Raw genomic sequence first — 17,008 nt, forward strand, 5'->3', positions numbered from 1 at the left:
GCCGGCTCAGGCCGGGACCGGCGCCGGCGGGGGAGCGGTGGAGCCGCGGACCACCACGTGGGTGCTCAGCCGCACCCGGTCCTCGGCCCCGCCGATCCCCTCCCGGCGGTCGAGCACCAGGCGGGCCGCGGTGCGCCCGAGCTCCTGGTACGGCACGTGCACGGTGGTCAGCCGCGGGGTCAGCTCGCTGACCATCGGGATGTCGTCGTAGCCGACCAGGGACACGTCCTCGGGAACGCGGCGGCCCGCCTCGCGCAGCGCCTCGAGGGCGCCGAGGGCCACCATGTCGGTGGCCGCGAACACGGCCGTGAACGCGACCCGTTCGCGCAGCGCCTCGCGCACCGCGCGCAGCCCGGCGTCCCGTTGGAAGACGGCCTCGCGCTCCAGCGCGGGGACGGCCGGTACCTGGTAGTCGGCCAGCGCCCTGCGGTAGCCGACGAGCCGGCCGTCTGCCGTCGACTGGCCCTCCTGCACCCCGACGAAGAGGATCCCGCGGTGCCCGAGCGACAGCAGGTGCGCGGTGGCGCCGTACGCGCCGCCCTCGTTGTCGTACTCGACGACGGTGGCCGGCAGGTCCTCGCCGAGCGGCGGCCGGCCGCAGAGCACGAGACGCGACCCGACGCTGTCCAGCGAGCGCGCGAACTGGCTCATGCGTTCCCGGTACTCGGCCGTGTACTGGATGCCGCCGACCAGGATGACCGCGGCCGCGTGCTGCTCCCGCATCAGGTTGACGACCGCCAACTCCCGCTGCCGGTCGCCCTGCGTGGTGCACACCAGGCACAACCGCCCGCGCCTCGCGGCCTCCTGCTCCACGCCGGCGCCGATCTGCGCGAAGGCGCTCCAGGTGATGTCGTCGAGCACCAGGGCGAGCGTCTCGACCCCGGTGCCCGCCAGGGCCTTGGCGTGCGCGTTGGCGACGTAGTCGAGCTGCCGCACGGCGCGCAGCACCTTGGCCCGCGTCGCGTGCGTCACCGGGTAGTTGTCGGCGAGCACCCGGGAGACGGTCGCCACCGAGACGCCGGCCTGCCGCGCCACGTCCCGGATGGTGCTGCGCCGCCCCTGAGTGCCGGAAACCGGCTTCTGCGGTCCAGTCGTTGCCACGGGCCAACGTTACCTTGATTCGCCTTCTCTCAGCCGCTTACGATCCACACAGAGTTAGAAAACGGTTTCTTTTGCTCAGCCCAATCAACGGAGGATTCGTGGAGCACCCACAGCCCAGGGCCGCCCTCGCCATGGCCGCCGACCTGCCGGGGCGCCTGTTCAGCCCCACGCAGTGGGACCGGCTGCGGAAGCTGGCCGAGCTGCGGGAGTCCACGGTGCTCACCGAGTTCCACTCGCCGGCGGCCCGCGAGGTGCTGGCCGAGACCGAGGTGCTCATCACCGGCTGGGGCAGCCCGGTGCTCGACGAGGCGGCGCTGGACGCCGCGCCCCGGCTGCGCGCCGTGCTGCACGCGGCCGGCTCGGTGAAGAGCCATGTGTCGCCGGGGTGTTGGCGGCGCGGCATCCCGGTCACCACGGCCGCGGGCGCCAACGCGGAGCCGGTGGCCGAGTACACCCTGGCCATGATCCTGCTGGCGCTCAAGCGGGTGCGGGCGGCCACCGCCCGCTACCGGGAGCGGCGCGCCTACGTCGACGTGCTGCGCGAGTTCCCGGGGGTCGGCAACCACGGCCGGCGGGTCGGCCTGGTCGGGGCGTCGCGGATCGGCCGCCGGGTGGTGGAGCTGCTGCGGCCGTTCTCGTTCGACGTGGCGCTCGCCGACCCCTACCTGACCGAGGCGGAGGGCCGCGAGCTCGGGGTCCGGCTGCTGCCGCTCGACGAACTGCTGGCCCGGTGCGAGCTGGTCAGCCTGCACGCCCCGGCGATCCCCGAGACCCGCGAGATGATCGACCGGCGCCGGTTGGCGCTGCTGCCCGACGGCGCGGTGCTGGTCAACACCGCCCGCGGCTCGCTGGTCGAACAGGACGCGCTGGTCGCCGAGTTGGTCTCCGGTCGGATCGAGGCCGTGCTCGACGTCACCGAGCCGGAGGTGCTGCCGCCCGACTCGCCGCTCTACACGCTGGAGAACGTCTGGCTCACCCCGCACCTCGCGGGCGCCCAGGGCGGTGAGCTGTACCGGCTCGCCGACGTGGTGCTGGACGAACTGGCCCGGCTCAACTCCGGGTTGCCGCTGGTCAACGTGGTGCGGGAGACCGATCTGGCCCGGATGGCGTGAGCGTGTCGCCCGCACGTCCACCGTGCGGCGGGGCGGGCGTCCGGCCCTGTTCGGTGAGGAAGTCGTGCAGTTCGGCGGCCGCCGCCAGCATGGCGAGGCCGCGTCGGGCGAGCCGGGCGCGCCAGTCGTCGAGCGCGCCGCGCAGCGGCGCCACGCCGCCGGCGGTCCGCACCTGGTCGAGCAGCGGCGCGATCTGGCTGAACACATAGCCGCCGAGGCGGAGTTGGCGCACCAGCTGGGCGTCCCTGACGTCCGTGGGGCCATAGACCCGGTAGCCGGTGCCCGGCTCGCGGCGCGGGCGCACCAGGCCGGCCCGCTCCCACTTGCGCAGGGTCGCGGGCCGGATCCCCAGCCGCCGGGCGAGCTCGCCGACGAACATCGACCGTGACTCGTCGGGATCCGGCTCCGGCGGCGCCAGGTCGCGGAGCGCCCGCTCGACGGCGGCCAGCGTCCGCCGGTCGTCGAGGAGCCCCGCGTGGCCGGCGTCGATCAGCTCCAGCGCGTCCTCGGTGGCGCCCTCGTTGACGGCCCGCATGATGGCCGTCGCCTGGTGGTAGCCGTGCGCCGGCACCAGGGCGGTGAACACCCGCAGGGCCGCGGCGTGCAGCGGGGTGAAGACCCGGTAGCCGTGCGGCGTGCGCTCGGCCGGCGGAAGGATGCCCGCCTCCTCGTAGTTCCGCACCGCCTGGGTCGAGATCCCGTGCTCGCGTGCCAGGTCGACAGGGCGCAGTCGCGTTCGACTCATACCGTCCCCCGTGTTGAGGCTTTTCGGCCTTCCCCACAGTGGAAGGCGAACAAACCTTACAACGGGAGTTCAACGATAGGGTTGAGACCACCGGGGCCCCGCGGTACGTGGAGGACAAGCCGAAGGGAACACCGAACCGCCATGAACACCCATCCCACGCCGACCGACGCCGGTTGGGCCTTCGCCGAGGAGGACGAGGTGGGGAGCGCCGTCTCCCGCTTCCTCGCCGACCGCCCGACCACCCCCCGCGTGCTGGCGCTCGGGGAGCCCATCCACGGGGAGGAGATCTTCCCCAGGCTGCGGAACCACGTGCTCCGCCAGCTCGTCGCGCACCACGGCTACCGCTCGATCGCCATCGAGAGCGACGCGGCGACCGGCCCGCTGGTGGACGCCTTCGTCACCGAGGGCGCCGGCACGCTCGACGAGGCGCTGGAGCACGGCATCAGCCACGGCTGGGGTGCGTCCCCCGCCAACCGTGAACTGCTCGCCTGGCTTCGGGAGTTCAACCGGGATCGACCGGCGGGGGACCGGGTGCGGTGCTACGGCTTCGACGGCTCGGTGGAGATATCGGAGGCCGCCAGCCCGCGCCCCGCGCTCACCGCGCTGCACCGGTTCCTCGCGGCGCGCCTCGACGCCGCGACGCTGCCGCACGACCTGGAGACCATCGACCGGCTGCTCGGTCCGGACGAGCGCTGGTCCGACCCCCGGGCCGCACTCGACCCCGCCCGCTCGGTCGGCTCCGCGCCGGAGGTGGCCCGACTGCGGCTGATCGCCGACGACCTGACCACCCTGCTGGCCGCCCAGGCCCCACGCCTGGCCGCCGCCGGCTCTCCCGACGAGTGGTGGCGGGCCCGGCTGCACGGCCGCACCGCCACCTGGCTGCTTCGCTACCACACGGCGATGGCCGATCCGTCCCTGGACCGGATGGAGCGGCTGGTGCGCCTGCGCGACGCCTGGATGGCCGAGAATCTCGTCGCCGTCCGGGAGCGGGAGGACCGGCGCGGCCCCACCCTCGTGTTCGCCAACAACGTCCACCTCCAGCGCGCCGAGAGCAGCATGACCCTGCACTGGCCGGGGCCGCTCGACGGCCGTGTGCTGCGGTGGTGGAGCGCGGGCGCGCTCCTCGCCGGCCGGCTCGGCGCCGAGTACGCCTTCCTGGCCTCGGCGTTCGGCGCGGCCCTGCACCTCGGTCTCGACGTGCCGCCGCCCGACACCGTCGAGGGCGTCCTGGCCGCCCACCCGGATCCCGGCCTGGTGATCGACGCCGCGCATCTCGCCGACCTGGTCGCCGGACTGCGGCCGCGCGAGGCGGGGAACCCGCGCCACGGCTACTTCCCCCTCGATCCCGCCACCCTGGCCGGCACCGACGGCATCCTCTTCGTCGACGGGCTGCCGCGGCGCTCCTGACGAACCCCACCGGCACGGCCTCGGATGACATTTGTCAACCGAGGCCGTGACGGTTCGCACTGGTCCCCGTGCCGGGCGGCCACCAGGCTTGGGGCCATGAACGACATCGTGATCGAGGTCCGGGGGCTGCGCCGTCGCTACGGCGACTTCGAGGCGGTCCGGGGGTTGGACTTCACCGTCCGGCGCGGCGAGGTGTTCGCCCTGCTGGGCACGAACGGGGCCGGCAAGACGTCCACCGTTGAGGTGCTCGAAGGGCTCGCGGCGCCCCACGAAGGACAGGTCAGGGTGCTGGGGTTCGACCCCTTCACCGAGCGTGGCCGGGTGCGCCCCAGGACCGGCGTGATGCTCCAGGACGGCGGCTTCCCCTCCGAGTTGACCGTGGCCGAGACCGCCCGCATGTGGGCCGGCTGCAGCACCGCGCCGCGGCCGGTCCCTGAGGCCCTCGACCTCGTGGGCCTTGCGGCCCGGGCGGACGTGCGCGTCAAGCAGCTCTCCGGAGGCGAACGGCGCCGGCTCGACCTGGCGCTGGCCCTGATGGCGCGCCCCGAGGTGCTCTTCCTCGACGAGCCGACCACCGGGCTCGACCCGCAGGCCAGGCGGCGGAGTTGGGAGCTGGTCCGGCGGTTGCGCGCGGAGGGCGTCACAGTGCTGCTGACCACGCACTACCTGGAGGAGGCCGAGACGCTGGCCGACCGGCTGGCGATCATGAGCCGTGGCCGGATCGTGGTGTCCGGCACCCTGGCCGAGGTGATGGAGCGGCACCCGGCGCGGATCCGCTTCACCCTGCCGGCCGGCGTCCCGGCCGAGCGGCTGCCGCTCGCCGGGTGGGGCACCGCCGCGACGGCGGCCGGGCAGCGCGTCGAGGTGCGGACGCCGGACCTCCAGGCCACGCTCACCGACCTGCTGCTGTGGGCCCGGGAGGCGGGCCTGCGGCTGTCCGACCTCGACGCCAGGTCCGCCACGCTGGAGGAGGTCTTCCTCGGCGTCGCCCAGGAGAACCTGAAGGGCGACGACGGCGGCGGCGGTGGCGCGAACGGCGCGCTCGCCTTCGAGGGGACGGCGGGCCGATGAGCGGGATCACGTTCGACGCCGGCACCCGGCGGCGGCTGCGGGCCGTGGCACGCGCCGAGCTGACCCTGCTGCTGCGCAGCCGGTCCGCGGTCTTCGTCGCGCTGCTGATGCCGGTCGGCATGGTGGCCATGTCCTACTCCGCCACCCGCGAGATGGACCTGGCCGACACCGGGCTGACGAGGATGGAGGCGGTGCTGACCGGCGGCATCGGCATGGTGCTGATGCTGGTCGTCTACCTCGGGTTCCTGCCGGTGCTGGTGGCGCGGCGCGAGGAGCGCGTCCTCAAGCGGCTGCGCACCGGCGAGCTGTCCGACCTGGAGATCCTGGCCGGCGCCGCGCTGCCCTCGGTCGTGCTGGCGCTGGCCCAGTGCGTGGTGCTGGTCGGCACCGGAGCCCTGCTGCTGGAGGTGTCGGCGCCACGGCAGCCCGTGGTGCTGGTGCTCGGGGTGCTGCTCGGGGTCGTGCTGCTGACCGCGCTGGCCGCGGCGACCGCGGGCGTGACACGGACGGTGGACAGCGCGCAGCTCACCGGGATGCCGCTGTTCATGGTGTCGGTGGTCTGCTCGGGGCTCCTGGTGCCGCTCGAGGTGCTGCCCGACCGGCTGGCGGACGCCTTCCTGCTGCTGCCGATGACGGGCGTGGTCGAGCTCGTCTCCGGCGGCTGGCTCGGCGGCCGCACGGCGGCCGAGCTGGGCCGGGCCGTGGCGATGGCGCTGGTGTGGACGGCGCTCGCGGGGAGCGCCGTACGCCGCTGGTTCCGCTGGGAGCCCCGACAGTGAGCGCCGGGCCACGGCACCGGCCCGGCCGCCGCGTCACTGGATGCCGAGCAGCTCCACCTCGAACCGGAGGGTCGCGTTGGGCGGGATGACGGGCGGGAAGCCCCGGGGGCCGTACGCGTAGTCGGGGGTGCAGACCAGGACGGCCTTCTCCCCGACGGACAGCTGGGGCACGCCCTCGTCCCAGCCCTTGATCACTTTGCCGACGCCGATCTGCGTCACGAAGGGCTCGCCGCGATCGCGGGAGGAGTCGAACTTCGTGCCGTTCTCGAGCGTCCCGACGTAGTGGATCCGCACGGTGTCCCCCGGCTTGGGGAAGTGCTCGCCGTCTCCGGGAGACAGGCGTTCGAACGTGACACCCATACGTGCCGCCTTCCGCTAGATGATCGGCGTTCAGCGTACGTGTCGCCCGCCGCCCTCCCCGCCCGGGGGCGGCCTCCCGCCGCCGGCGGCGGGGGTGGGCACGGCGGTCACTCCCCGGCCGGCGGCTGGTCGGTGAGCGCCGCCTCGGCGGCGGCGAACGCGGCGTTGGCCGCCGGCACCCCCAGGTAGACCGCCGACTGGAGCAGCACCTCGCGGATCTCCTCGGGTGTGAGGCCGTTGCGCAGCGCGGCGCGCACGTGCAGGGCGAGCTCCCGGTGGTGGCCGCCGGCCACCAGCGCGGTCAGCGTGACGCAGCTGCGGATGTGGCGGCTGAGCCCGGGCCTGGTCCAGATCTCGCCCCAGGCGTAGCGGGTGATCAGGTCCTGGAACGGGGCGGTGAAGTCGGTGGTGTCGGCCAGCGCCCGGTCCACGTGGGCGTCGCCGAGCACCGCGCGGCGCACGGCCAGGCCGGCGGCGTACCGGTCGGTCGGGTCGCCCGGCGACAGGTGGGCGAGCAGCGCGGCCGAGACGGCGGCCGGCCGCTCGACGTTGGCCAGATGGGCGGCGCCGGCGAGCTCGGTCAGGCTGGCGCCGGGTATGGCGTCGGCGAGCTCCCTGGCGTGCGCGGTGGTGGTGGCCGGGTCGGCGCGGCCGGCGAGCACCAGCGTGGGCGCGGTGACCTCCGGGAGCCGGTGCCGCAGGTCGTAGTCGGCGAGGGCGGCGCAGCAGGCGGCGTGGCGGTCCGGGTCGACCGCGGCCAGGTCGGCGAGGAGCGCGGCGGCGCGGGCCTCGTCGGTGAACCCGGCGGTGAACCAGGCCTCCCGCCGGCCCGGCACCAGCGCGCCCGAGCCCTCGGCGCGCACCGTGGCGGCCCTGGCGTGCCAGGGCTCGGGCGGGCCGAAGTGGGCGGAGCTGCAGAGCAGGGCGAGCGAGGCGACGCGCTCGGGGTGGTCGAGGGCGAGCTGGAGGCCGATCGCGCCGCCGATCGAGATGCCGGCGTAGCGGAAGGCGTCCCAGCCCTGGGCGTCGGCCAGCGCGAGCACCAGTTCGGCGAGGCCGGCGACGCTGTCCGGCGCGGGCCCCTGGTCCCGCTGCCCGCCGTGGCCCGGCAGGTCGAAGCGGAGCACCCGGTGGCGGCGGGTGAGCGCCGGGAGCTGGGGCTCCCAGACGGCGAGCGAGGTGCCGAGTGCCGGGCCGAGGATCAGCGGGTGGCCGTCGGGCGGGCCGTCAAGTCGGTGGTGCAGCACGGGGGTCCTCCTCGTGGCGGCGCGGGTGGTCGCGAAGCGCCCGGTCGGTGAGCGGGCCGGCCGCGCCGGTGTAGTGGGTGGGCTCTGTCAGTTCCCGCAGCCGCTCGACGGAGAGCGACGGCGGCAGCGGGGCGGTGGCACGCACCGCGTCGGCCAGCGGGACGCCGTCCCGGGTGGCGAGTGCGGCGGCGTCGCGCAGCAGCGCCCGGGCGGCGTCCCGGCCGAGCTCCGGGGTGAGCGCGCCGGCCAGGCGTTCGCTGACCAGCAGGCCGCCGGTGCGGTGCAGGTTCTCCCGCATCCGGTCGGGGCGGACGGTCAGCTGTGCGACGAGTTCGGCGGTGTCCCTGGCGGCGCCGCCGGTCAGCCGCAGCAACTCGCGCAGCGGCTGCCACTCGGCGTGCCAGGCGCCGGCGGGCCGCTCGTCCTCGGCGGCCAGCGCGCCCAGCAGCACGGCGGCGAGCGCGGGCGCCTGCCGGGCGGCGGCCGCCACCAGGGTGGCGCGGACCGGGTTGCTCTTGTGCGGCATGGCCGACGAGGGGCCGCCGCCGCCCTCGGCCAGCTCGCCGATCTCGGTGCGGCACAGCACCAGCACGTCGACCGCGATCCTGCCGAGGGCACCGGTCACCAGGGCCAGCGCGGAGCCCAGCTCGGCGACCGGGGCCCGCGACGCGTGCCAGGGCAGGACGGGTTCGGCGAGGCCGAGCTCGCGGGCGTAGCCGGCGAGCAGCGCGAGACCGGCGCCGGCCTGCGGCGACAGCTCCTCGAAGGCAGCCAACGTGCCGCCGGCGCCGCCCAGTTGGGCGGGCAACCGGAGCGCGGCCAGCCGGTCCCCGGCGGCGGTCAGCTGTGCGCGCCAGCCGGCCGCCTTGAGCCCGAAGGTGGTGGGGACCGCGTGTTGGGTGAGGGTGCGGGCGGCCATCGGGGTGTCCCGGTGGGCGGTGGCCAGCGCGCGCAGCGCGGCGGCCGCCCGGTCCACGTCGGCCAGGATCAGCCGCCGGGCGCGGGCCGCGACCAGCATGGCGGCGGTGTCCAGGATGTCCTGGCTGGTCGCCCCCCGGTGCACCGCGTCGGTGCCGGCCCGTTCGGTGAGCGCGGCGACCAGCGGGATCACCGGGTTGCCGCCCGCGCGCGCGGCACGGGCCAGGGCGCGCACGTCGAACAGGTCGGCGCGGGCGGCCGCGCCGATCGCGTCGGCCGCCTCGGCCGGCACCAGGCCGAGCGCGGCCTGGGCGCGGGCCAGCGCCGCCTCCGCGTCCAGCATGGCCGTCAGGAACGCGCGGTCCCCGGTGGCCGCCTCGACGGCCGAGCCGGCGCGGCCGGGCGACAGGAGGCCGAACTCGCCCGCCGCCGCGGCCTCCTCCCGGCCCCCGGGCGGCGGATCAGCGGAACTCAAGGAAGACCGTCTCCTCCCCGCCCTGCAACCGGATGTCGAAGCGGTAGGCGCCGTGCGGCCCGGCCGTGGCCACCAGGGTGCGGCGCCGCTCCGGGGGCAGCGCGGCCAGCAGCGGGTCGGCGGCGTGCGCGACGGTGTCCTCGGGGAAGTAGAGGCGGGTGAACAGGTGGTGCAGCAGGCCCCGGGCGAAGAGGCACACGGCGAGGTACGGCGCGTGCCCGGCACGCGCGCCGGGCCGCAGGGTGCGGGCCGACCAGCGTCCCTCCGCGTCGGTCGGCACCCGGCCCCAACCGGTGAAGTCCGCCGCGTGCCGGCCGAGGAAGCCACCGGTGACCGCGTCCCTGCGCAACGACCCGGGCGTGCGCGGCAGCCGACCGCGTTCGTCGGGGCCCCACAGCTCGACCAGCGCGTCGGGCACGGGCGCGCCGGCGCCGTCGACGACCCGGCCGTGCACGGTGACGGCCGCCGGATGCCCGGGCGGGGCGAGTTCGCCGCCGCCGGGGAAGGGCAGCGCGTGACCGAAGAACGGGCCCACGGTGTGCGAAGGCGTCGGGTGGGTGGGCGTGCCCGGCATCAGCGGCCCTCCTCGGTCCAGGTGGCGGACGGGCCGTCGAGCACGATGTCCCAGCGGTAGCCGAGGGACCACTCGGGGCGGGAGAGCCCGTGGTCGTAGGTGGCCACCAGGCGCTGTCTGGCCGCCTCGTCGGCGACGGAGCGCAGCACCGGGTCGTGGGGGAGCAGCGGGTCGCCGGGGAAGTACATCTGGGTGACCAGGCGTTGGGTGAAGGCCGTGCCGAAGACCGAGAAGTGCAGGTGGGCGGGGCGCCAGGCGTTGACGTGGTTGCGCCACGGGTAGGCGCCCGGCCTGATGGTGGTGAAGCGGTACCCGCCCGCGTCGTCGGTGAGGGTGCGTCCGACGCCGGTGAAGTTGGGGTCGAGCGGCGCCGGGTGCTGGTCGCGCTGGTGGGCGTAGCGCCCCGAGGCGTTGGCCTGCCACAGCTCGATCAGCTGGCCGCGCACCGGGCGGCCGGCGCCGTCGAGCAGCCGCCCGGACACGGTGATCCGCTCGCCGAGCGGTTCGCCCGGGTGCTGCCGGGTGAGGTCGCTGTCGAGCTCCGTGACGTCGCTGGGGCCGAAGACCGGGCCCGCCAGCTCGACGAGCTCCGGGTCGCCGCCGTCGACGGTGACCAGTGGCCGGGTGGGGTGGCGCGCCGCGCTGCTGCGGTAGGGGCGGTAGTCGCGGGGCGGGTGGACGGCCGGCGGGGCGCCGGCCGCGCGGGCGCGCAGGTAGGCCGCCTCGTGCTCGGCCATCTCGCGGTCGACGTCCCGCTGGGTGAGTCGCCGCTGGGTGAGCTCCTGCCGGGTGAGGTCCATCAGCGCTCCAGTACGAGGGCGAGGCCCTGGCCGACGCCGACGCAGAGGGTGGCGGCGCCGGTGCCCGAGCCACGGGCGGCGAGCTGGTGGGCGACGGCGCCGGCGATCCGGGCGCCGGAGGCGCCGAGCGGGTGCCCGATGGCGATGGCGCCGCCCCGCGGGTTGACGATGTCCGGGTCGAGGTCGGGGAGTTCGGCCAGGCAGCCGAGCACCTGGGCGGCGAACGCCTCGTTGAGTTCGACGACGTCCAGGTCGGCGAGGCGTCGGCCGGCCCGCGCCAGGGCCCGGGGGAGCGCGGTGACCGGTCCGAGCCCGTAGTACGGCGGGTCGATCCCGGTGACCGCCGAGGCGGCGATCCTGGCCAGCGGCTCCCGGCCGGTGGCCGCCAGGCCGGCCGCGTCGGTGATCAGCAGCGCGGCGGCGCCGTCGTTGAGCGGCGAGGAGTTGGCCGCGGTCACGGTGCCGTCGGCCCGGAAGACCGGCTTCAGCCGGGCCAGCGCATCCGGGGTCGAGCCCTCCCTGATCGACTCGTCGCGGGGCAGCTCGGCGCCCGGGTACGGCACGACCTCGGCCGCGTGGTCGCCGGCCACCCACGCCGCGGCCGCCTTGGCGTGGCTGGCCAGCGCGAACGCGTCCTGCCGCGCCCGGTCGATGCCGTGCTTGTCGGCGATCAGCTCGGCGCCCTCGCCGAGCGGCACCGTCCACTCGGGCCGCATCCGGCTGTTGACCAGCCGCCAGCCGAGCGTGGTCGAGTACAGCTCCTGGTGCCCGGTGGGGAAGGCGCGGTCCGGCTTGGGCAGCACCCAGGGCGCGCGGCTCATCGACTCCACGCCGCCGGCGACCACCACCGACGCCTCGCCCACGGCGACGGCCCTGGCCGCCTGGATCACCGCCTCGAGACCGGAGCCGCACAGCCGGTTGACGGTCGCGCCGGGCACGGAGGTGGGCAGCCCCGCCAGCAGCACGGCCATCCGGGCCACGTCGCGGTTCTCCTCGCCCGCGCCGTTGGCGTTGCCCAGGATCACGTCGTCAACGGACGCCGGATCCAGCTCCGGGCTGCGGTCGAGCAGCGCCCGGAGCACGTGTGCGGCCAGGTCGTCGGGCCGCACGGCCGCGTAGCCGCCGCCGTACCGGCCGACCGGGGTGCGCACGGCGTCCACCACGTACACCTCGCGGATGCTCAACGCTCCTCCTGGGCTGTGGACTTCAGCTCGCGCAGCACGGCCAGCTCGACCGGCGTGGGCGGCGGCGTGGTGGCCACGGTGGCGGCGGTGCGCAGCGGCCAGCCGGTGGCCGCGCGCGCCCGCTCGACGGTGACGCCCGGATGCAGCTCGGTCAGCACCAGTTCGGCCGTGGCCGGGTCGGGGCGCAGCACGCCCAGGTCGGTGATGACGGCCACCGGTCCGCGCCCCGGCAGGCCGAGCGCCGCCCGGTCGCCGGGTCCTGAGCCGTGCCCGATGGTGGTGACGAAGTCGAGGCGCGGCACCAGGTTGCGGGGCGTGTGCCGGACCACGAGCAGCACCCGGCCGCAGCTGGCGGCGATCTCGGGGGCGCCGCCGGCGCCGGGCAGCCGGCCCGGCGAACGCCCGGGACCCCGGTCGACCAGCGTCGTGTTGACGTTGGCGTGGCGGTCCAGTTGGGCCGCGCCGAGGAAGCCGACGTCGATCCGGCCGCCCTGCAGCCAGTAGTTGAACATCTCGGGCACCGACACCACCGCGTCGGCGGTGTCGGCGAGCTCGCCGTCCCCGATGGACAGCGGCAGCCGGCTCGGCTTGGCGCCGATGGCGCCGGACTCGTAGATCAGCACCAGGTCCGGTTCCGTGGTGCGGCGGGCCAGGTTGGCGGCGGTGCTCGGCAGGCCGATGCCGACGAAGCAGGTGCGGGCCCCGGCCAGCGCGCGGGCGGCGTTGACCTCCATCAGCTCGTCCGGGCCGGCCTCGGTGGCCGTCGCCCCGCTCGCGGCGGTCACCGGCGCACCGCCGGCGCGCCGCCCAGGACCTCGGACTCCAGCCAGGCGGTGAAGGCGGCCCGGTCCCGCGACACGGCGTCCCAGGCCCGGTAGAAGGCGTTGTCCCGCGTCGAGTACCCGGCGGCGTACGAGGGGTGGGCGCCCCCCGGCACCTCGGCGACCGCGTCGACCACCCAGCCCGGCAGGGTCAACCCGCCGGGGTGCGGCGTGAGTTCGTCCACGAGCTCCTCGACGGTGACCAGCACCCGGCGGGCCGCGAGCACCGCCTCCTTCTGCACCCCGGTCAGGCCCCACAGCCGCACGTTCCCCGCGCGGTCCGCCTGCTGGGCGTGGATGACGGTGACGTCCGGGGTGAGCGCGGCCACCGCGGCCAGCTCCTCACCGGTGAACGGACAGGTGACGGTGGAGATGGTGGCGCTGTGCTCCGGCAGGTCGCCGCCCCGGTAGCCGCGCAGCACCGCGAACGGCAACCCGGAGGCCCCGGCGACATAGCGGTTGGCCATGCCGGCGTGGCTGTGCTCGTCCAGCTCGAGCGGCCGTGGCCAGCCGTTCTCCACCGCGTCCCGGAAGCGGTGCAGCGAGCCGACGCCCGGGTTGCCGCCCCAGGAGAAGACCAGCCTGGCGACGAGACCGGCCCCGATCAGCTGGTCGTAGATCACGTCGGGGGTCATCCGGGCCAGCGTGAGGTCGGTGATGCCCTGGCGGATCACCTCGTGCGCGGCGGCGAAGGGGATCAGATGGGTGAAGCCCTCCATCGCCACGGTGTCGCCGTCGTGGATCAGCTCCCCGACGGCCTCCCTGAGGTCACGGATCTCAGCCATGTCGTTGACGGCCTCCCGGCGCCGTTCGTACAGTGAACTAAAGTTCGCCAAGCCTCGTTCCGAGTCTGGATCCGGCCTCACCACGCTGTCAATGGCCGGGACGAGTACGGTTCCGCCCGAACGTCGGAGCGCACCACCCGGGACGCGGAGAGGCGTTGGAGAGCACGATGACCCGACCGGCCGCCGAGACCGTCCCCGCCGCCGCCGGCGCCCCGCCGCCGGAGTCGGTGACACCCCTGGTCCGGGGGCTCGCCGTGCTGCGCCGGCTCGCCGTGGCCGACGGGCGGCTGAGCGTGGGCGACCTGGTGCGCGCCACCGGCCTCGCCCGCTCCACCGTCGACCGCACGCTGAGCACCCTCGCGCGGCTCGGCCACGTCCGGCTGGAGGACCGGTACGCGGTGCTCGCGCCGCCGCTGATGGAGCTCGGCAACGTCTACCTCGCGGCGATCCGGCTGCCCGGCGAACTCGGGCCGCTCGTGGACCGGTTGGCCGACGAGCTCGACGAGTCGGTCTCGCTCGCCGTGCCCGACCGGGACGGGGTCCGCTTCGTCTACCAGGCCACCAGGCGCCGCACCATGTCGCTCGCCTTCCGCATCGGCGACCTGCTGCCGGCCGAGAGCGGCGCGCCGGGCGCCCTGTTCGCCGCCGACTGGGGCCCGGACGACTGGGCACGCTGGCGCGACCGCCGGGAGCGCGATCCGCTGGGCGCCGGCTTCCCGGCCGTGCCGCCCGAGGCGGCGCGCGCCGCCGGCTCCTTCGAGCGACGGATCGCGGCGGCCGGGCGGCGCGGCTGGTCCGAGGACGACCAGCTGATCGAGCCGGGTCTGGTCGCCGTCGCCCTCCCGGTGCGGGACGGCACGGGGCGCGCGGTGGGCGCGGCCAGCGTCGTCAGCCACACCAGCAGACACGACGTGCGCTCGCTCACCGGGCAACTGCTGCCGAGGCTGCGCGAGTCGGTGGCCGCCATGGAGGCGGTGCTGGCCGGCCCGCCACCGCCCCGCCGGGACGGCGGGTCGACCGACCGGAGGCACGGCGAGCTCACCAGGGCCGCCAAGCGCGAACTCGGCCCGGGGTTCGTGGAGTCGCTGGCCCGCGGCCTCGGCGTGCTCGCCGCCTTCGACCGCGTGCCGGGCGGCCCCCCGGCCGGCGCCACGCTCGCCGCGCTCGCCGAGGCCACCGGGCTCGCCAGGGCCACCGTGCGGCGCGCGCTCATCACCCTCGAACACCTGGGCTACGTCCGCTGCGAAGGACGCCGCTTCCACCCCGAGCCGCGGGTGCTCGAACTCGGCTACGCCCACCTCGCCGGGCTGCCGCTCTCCCGCCTCGCGCAGCCGCACCTGGTCGGCCTGGTGGCCAGGGCGCACGACTCGGCGTCCATGTCCGTGCTGGTCGGCGACGAGATCCAGTACGTGGCCCGGGTGCCGACCGTCCGCATCATGAGCGTGGACATCACCGTCGGCACCCGCTTCCCGGCCCACGCCACCTCCATGGGCCGGGTGCTGCTCGCCGGGCTGCCGCCCGCGGAGCGCGCCGCCCGCCTCGACCGGCTCGACCTGCGGCCGCTCACCCGCCGCACCATCACCTCCCGGGACCGGCTGAGTGCCGAGCTCGACCGGGTGGCCGAGGCCGGATACGCCCTGGTGGACGAGGAGTTGGAGGAGGGCCTGCGGTCGCTGGCCGTCCCGGTGCGGGACCGCGCGGGACGCGTGGTCGCGGCGGTCAACGTCTCCATGCACGCCAGCCGCCGCACCGCCGAGCAGGCCGTGGTCGAACTGCTGCCCGCGCTGCGCGACGCGGCGGCCGGCATCGAACACGACCTGCGGGTCGCCGGCCGCTTCACCCGCGTCCGGATCCCGTGACCGCGCGGCCGGCGGGAAGTCGGGCAGGCGGGGTCAGAACGGGTAGTGCGCGTGCCGGTCGGCGAGGGTGATCCAGCGCGTGGTGCTGAACGCCTCCACACCCCACCGGCCGCCGAACCGGCCGTAGCCGCTGGCACCCACGCCGCCGAACGGCGCCTGCGGCTCGTCGGCCACCGTCTGGTCGTTGACGTGCGCGATGCCGGTGCGGATCCGGCGGGCCACGGCCAGCCCGTGGCCCGCGTCCTCGGTGAGGATGCCGCAGGTCAGGCCGTGCTCCGTGTCGTTGGCCAGGGCCACGGCCGCGTCGTCGTCCGGGAAGGTGGCGAGCGCGCAGACCGGGCCGAACGCCTCGCCGCGGTGCAGCCGCATCGCGGGTGTCACCCCGGTCAGCACCGTCGCCGGGTGCAGCGCGCCGTCCGGCTCGCCGCCGCCGGTCAGGACCTCGGCCCCGCCGGCCACCGCGTCCCGGACCAGCGCCGCGACCCGGCGCGCCGAGTCCGCGCTGACCAGCGGGCCGATCACGGTCTCCGGTTCGGCCGGCGAGCCGTGCGGCAGGGCCGCCACCCGGGCCACGAAACGCTCGGTGAACGCGTCGGCCAGCGACTCGTGGACCAGCACCCGGTCGCCCGACATGCAGATCTGACCGGCGTTCAGGAAGACCCCGAAGACCGCCGCGTCCACGGCGTGGTCGACGTCCGCGTCGGCCAGCACCAAAATCGCGTTCTTGCCGCCCAGTTCGAGGACCGCCGGCTTGAGGTGGCGGGCGGCGTGGACGCCGATCAGCCGGCCCACCTCGGTCGATCCGGTGAAGTTGACCGCACGCACCGCCGGCTGCGCGATCAGCGCCTCGGCCACCTCGGCGGCGTCCTCCGGCGCGTTGCTGACCACGTTGAGCGCCCCGGCCGGCAGGCCGGCCTCGCGCAGCACGTCGGCGATCAGGTAGCCACAGGCCAGCGGCGCCTGCTCGCTCGGCTTCAGCACCACCGTGTTCCCGGCCGCCAGGGGCGCGGCCACGGCCCGCACGCCCAGGATCACGGGGGCGTTCCAGGGCACGAACCCGGCCACCACGCCCACCGGTTCGCGCACCGCGAGGCCCAGCGCGCCGGGCTCCTGCGCGGCCAGCACCGCGCCGCGCGGCGCCGTCACGGCGGCGGCCGCCTCGCGCAGCGTCTCGGCGCCCAGCCACACGTTGAACGCGGCCCAGCCCGCCGTGCCGCCCGCCTCGCCGGCCATCAGCGCCACCACCTCGGCCTCCCGCGCCCGCAACAGGTCGGCGGCGCGCAGCAGCACCTCCCGGCGCTCGGCGGGCGAGGTGGCGGCCCAGTCGGGGAAGGCGGCGTCCGCCGCCGCGACGGCCCGGGCCACGTCCGCGGGTCCGGCGGCCGCGACGGTGGCGAAGAGCCCGCCGGAGTACGGGTCGACGTCCGGTGTGGTGCGGCCGTCGGCGGCCGGCACGTCCTTGCCGCCGATGAACAGCTCGCGGTGCCTGGTCATGAGAGCTCCTTTGCTCCGTGCGTCCGCTCCGTACGCCGCCCGTTCGCCAGGTGAACTTTTCTTCGTGGCTTTCGGCGGGGGGAGTCTGCGAGCGGGCCGGGCGGCTGTCAAGGTGTCGCGCGGCCTCTGCCGCCGGGCGCCCTTACCGGACGCACGACGGCCGGTGTACCCTCGGTGGTGGCATGTGAGCGCGCCCCGTTCCGGCGCCCGTGCCCCTCTGTGAACGGCCATCCGGCGCCCGTCCTGCCACGACCGGCGTACCGCGAGGCCGGTTTT

The 17,008-nt window shown here is 75.9% G+C and carries 16 protein-coding genes; 5 read left to right on the plus strand and 11 right to left on the minus strand.

From position 1 onward, the window contains the following. Positions 1 to 6 precede the first annotated feature (6 nt). Positions 7 to 1,101 (minus strand): LacI family DNA-binding transcriptional regulator, encoded by a 1,095-nt coding sequence (locus RNC47_RS03965; RefSeq protein ID WP_311595511.1) that lies wholly within the window; start codon positions 1,099 to 1,101, stop codon positions 7 to 9. A 131-nt stretch (positions 1,102 to 1,232) separates the two neighbouring features. Here RNC47_RS03965 and RNC47_RS03970 point away from each other — a divergent pair, with 131 nt between their 5' ends. Then, positions 1,233 to 2,213 carry a hydroxyacid dehydrogenase gene (locus RNC47_RS03970; RefSeq protein WP_311595609.1) on the plus strand — a complete coding sequence of 327 codons (981 nt, stop codon included), beginning with the start codon at positions 1,233 to 1,235 and terminating at the stop codon, positions 2,211 to 2,213. Here the strand turns inward: RNC47_RS03970 and RNC47_RS03975 are convergent. Then, entirely contained in the window at positions 2,173 to 2,958 is a 786-nt protein-coding gene (locus RNC47_RS03975) for a TioE family transcriptional regulator (RefSeq protein ID WP_311595512.1), read from the minus strand. The genes RNC47_RS03970 and RNC47_RS03975 overlap by 41 nt on opposite strands. Before the next feature lie 141 nt (positions 2,959 to 3,099). On the opposite strand from RNC47_RS03975, the gene RNC47_RS03980 reads away from it, so the two are divergent. From RNC47_RS03980 to RNC47_RS03990, 3 genes are all read left to right on the plus strand, one after another. After that, complete coding sequence (locus RNC47_RS03980; RefSeq protein ID WP_311595513.1) at positions 3,100 to 4,365, plus strand: erythromycin esterase family protein; 1,266 nt, start codon at positions 3,100 to 3,102, stop codon at positions 4,363 to 4,365. A gap of 96 nt (positions 4,366 to 4,461) precedes the next feature. Next, complete coding sequence (locus RNC47_RS03985; RefSeq protein ID WP_311595514.1) at positions 4,462 to 5,436, plus strand: ABC transporter ATP-binding protein; 975 nt, start codon at positions 4,462 to 4,464, stop codon at positions 5,434 to 5,436. Continuing rightward, on the plus strand, positions 5,433 to 6,215 hold the full coding sequence (locus RNC47_RS03990) for an ABC transporter permease (RefSeq protein WP_311595515.1): 783 nt from the start codon (positions 5,433 to 5,435) through the stop codon (positions 6,213 to 6,215). Before RNC47_RS03985 ends, RNC47_RS03990 begins: the two co-directional genes overlap by 4 nt. Positions 6,216 to 6,248: 33 nt before the next feature. On the opposite strand, the gene RNC47_RS03995 is transcribed toward RNC47_RS03990, so the two are convergent. The 8 genes from RNC47_RS03995 to RNC47_RS04030 form a co-directional block, all read right to left on the minus strand. Beyond that, positions 6,249 to 6,575 carry an FKBP-type peptidyl-prolyl cis-trans isomerase gene (locus RNC47_RS03995; protein WP_311595519.1) on the minus strand — a complete coding sequence of 109 codons (327 nt, stop codon included), beginning with the start codon at positions 6,573 to 6,575 and terminating at the stop codon, positions 6,249 to 6,251. A gap of 107 nt (positions 6,576 to 6,682) precedes the next feature. Then, positions 6,683 to 7,822, minus strand: a complete 1,140-nt coding sequence (pcaDC, locus tag RNC47_RS04000) for a bifunctional 3-oxoadipate enol-lactonase/4-carboxymuconolactone decarboxylase PcaDC (RefSeq protein ID WP_311595523.1) — start codon at positions 7,820 to 7,822, stop codon at positions 6,683 to 6,685. Next, complete coding sequence (gene pcaB / locus RNC47_RS04005; RefSeq protein WP_311595526.1) at positions 7,803 to 9,215, minus strand: 3-carboxy-cis,cis-muconate cycloisomerase; 1,413 nt, start codon at positions 9,213 to 9,215, stop codon at positions 7,803 to 7,805. The genes pcaDC and pcaB overlap by 20 nt, the downstream gene beginning before the upstream one ends. Continuing rightward, entirely contained in the window at positions 9,202 to 9,789 is a 588-nt protein-coding gene (pcaG, locus tag RNC47_RS04010) for a protocatechuate 3,4-dioxygenase subunit alpha (protein ID WP_311595528.1), read from the minus strand. The genes pcaB and pcaG overlap by 14 nt, the downstream gene beginning before the upstream one ends. Continuing rightward, positions 9,789 to 10,589 (minus strand): protocatechuate 3,4-dioxygenase subunit beta, encoded by an 801-nt coding sequence (gene pcaH, locus RNC47_RS04015; protein ID WP_311595530.1) that lies wholly within the window; start codon positions 10,587 to 10,589, stop codon positions 9,789 to 9,791. The genes pcaG and pcaH overlap by 1 nt, the downstream gene beginning before the upstream one ends. Then, a complete protein-coding gene (locus RNC47_RS04020; RefSeq protein WP_311595532.1) occupies positions 10,589 to 11,773 on the minus strand; it encodes a thiolase family protein in 1,185 nt (394 codons plus the stop codon). Before RNC47_RS04020 ends, pcaH begins: the two co-directional genes overlap by 1 nt. Further along, entirely contained in the window at positions 11,770 to 12,507 is a 738-nt protein-coding gene (locus RNC47_RS04025) for a CoA-transferase subunit beta (RefSeq protein WP_311595611.1), read from the minus strand. Before RNC47_RS04025 ends, RNC47_RS04020 begins: the two co-directional genes overlap by 4 nt. Positions 12,508 to 12,554: 47 nt before the next feature. Beyond that, a complete protein-coding gene (locus RNC47_RS04030) occupies positions 12,555 to 13,379 on the minus strand; it encodes a CoA transferase subunit A (RefSeq protein ID WP_311595534.1) in 825 nt (274 codons plus the stop codon). A gap of 167 nt (positions 13,380 to 13,546) precedes the next feature. Between RNC47_RS04030 and RNC47_RS04035 the strand changes: the two genes are divergently transcribed. After that, positions 13,547 to 15,238 carry an IclR family transcriptional regulator domain-containing protein gene (locus RNC47_RS04035; protein ID WP_311595535.1) on the plus strand — a complete coding sequence of 564 codons (1,692 nt, stop codon included), beginning with the start codon at positions 13,547 to 13,549 and terminating at the stop codon, positions 15,236 to 15,238. Between the two features lie 33 nt (positions 15,239 to 15,271). Here the strand turns inward: RNC47_RS04035 and RNC47_RS04040 are convergent, their stop codons facing one another. Beyond that, positions 15,272 to 16,732 carry an aldehyde dehydrogenase family protein gene (locus RNC47_RS04040; protein WP_311595537.1) on the minus strand — a complete coding sequence of 487 codons (1,461 nt, stop codon included), beginning with the start codon at positions 16,730 to 16,732 and terminating at the stop codon, positions 15,272 to 15,274. Positions 16,733 to 17,008: the final 276 nt, after the last annotated feature.

Source organism: Streptomyces millisiae (assembly GCF_031845425.1).
Classification (GTDB): domain Bacteria; phylum Actinomycetota; class Actinomycetes; order Streptomycetales; family Streptomycetaceae; genus Streptomyces; species Streptomyces millisiae.

Coding starts and splice junctions, on each gene's coding strand:
- RNC47_RS03970 (WP_311595609.1), top strand. CDS start 1,233: ATGGCCGCCGACCTGCCGGGGCGCCTGTTCAGCCCCACGCAGTGGGAC.
- RNC47_RS03975 (WP_311595512.1), bottom strand. CDS start 2,958: ATGAGTCGAACGCGACTGCGCCCTGTCGACCTGGCACGCGAGCACGGG.
- RNC47_RS03980 (WP_311595513.1), top strand. CDS start 3,100: ATGAACACCCATCCCACGCCGACCGACGCCGGTTGGGCCTTCGCCGAG.
- RNC47_RS03985 (WP_311595514.1), top strand. CDS start 4,462: ATGAACGACATCGTGATCGAGGTCCGGGGGCTGCGCCGTCGCTACGGC.
- RNC47_RS03990 (WP_311595515.1), top strand. CDS start 5,433: ATGAGCGGGATCACGTTCGACGCCGGCACCCGGCGGCGGCTGCGGGCC.
- RNC47_RS03995 (WP_311595519.1), bottom strand. CDS start 6,575: ATGGGTGTCACGTTCGAACGCCTGTCTCCCGGAGACGGCGAGCACTTC.
- pcaG (WP_311595528.1), bottom strand. CDS start 9,789: ATGCCGGGCACGCCCACCCACCCGACGCCTTCGCACACCGTGGGCCCG.
- pcaH (WP_311595530.1), bottom strand. CDS start 10,589: ATGGACCTCACCCGGCAGGAGCTCACCCAGCGGCGACTCACCCAGCGG.
- RNC47_RS04025 (WP_311595611.1), bottom strand. CDS start 12,507: ATGGAGGTCAACGCCGCCCGCGCGCTGGCCGGGGCCCGCACCTGCTTC.
- RNC47_RS04030 (WP_311595534.1), bottom strand. CDS start 13,379: ATGGCTGAGATCCGTGACCTCAGGGAGGCCGTCGGGGAGCTGATCCAC.
- RNC47_RS04035 (WP_311595535.1), top strand. CDS start 13,547: ATGACCCGACCGGCCGCCGAGACCGTCCCCGCCGCCGCCGGCGCCCCG.
- RNC47_RS04040 (WP_311595537.1), bottom strand. CDS start 16,732: ATGACCAGGCACCGCGAGCTGTTCATCGGCGGCAAGGACGTGCCGGCC.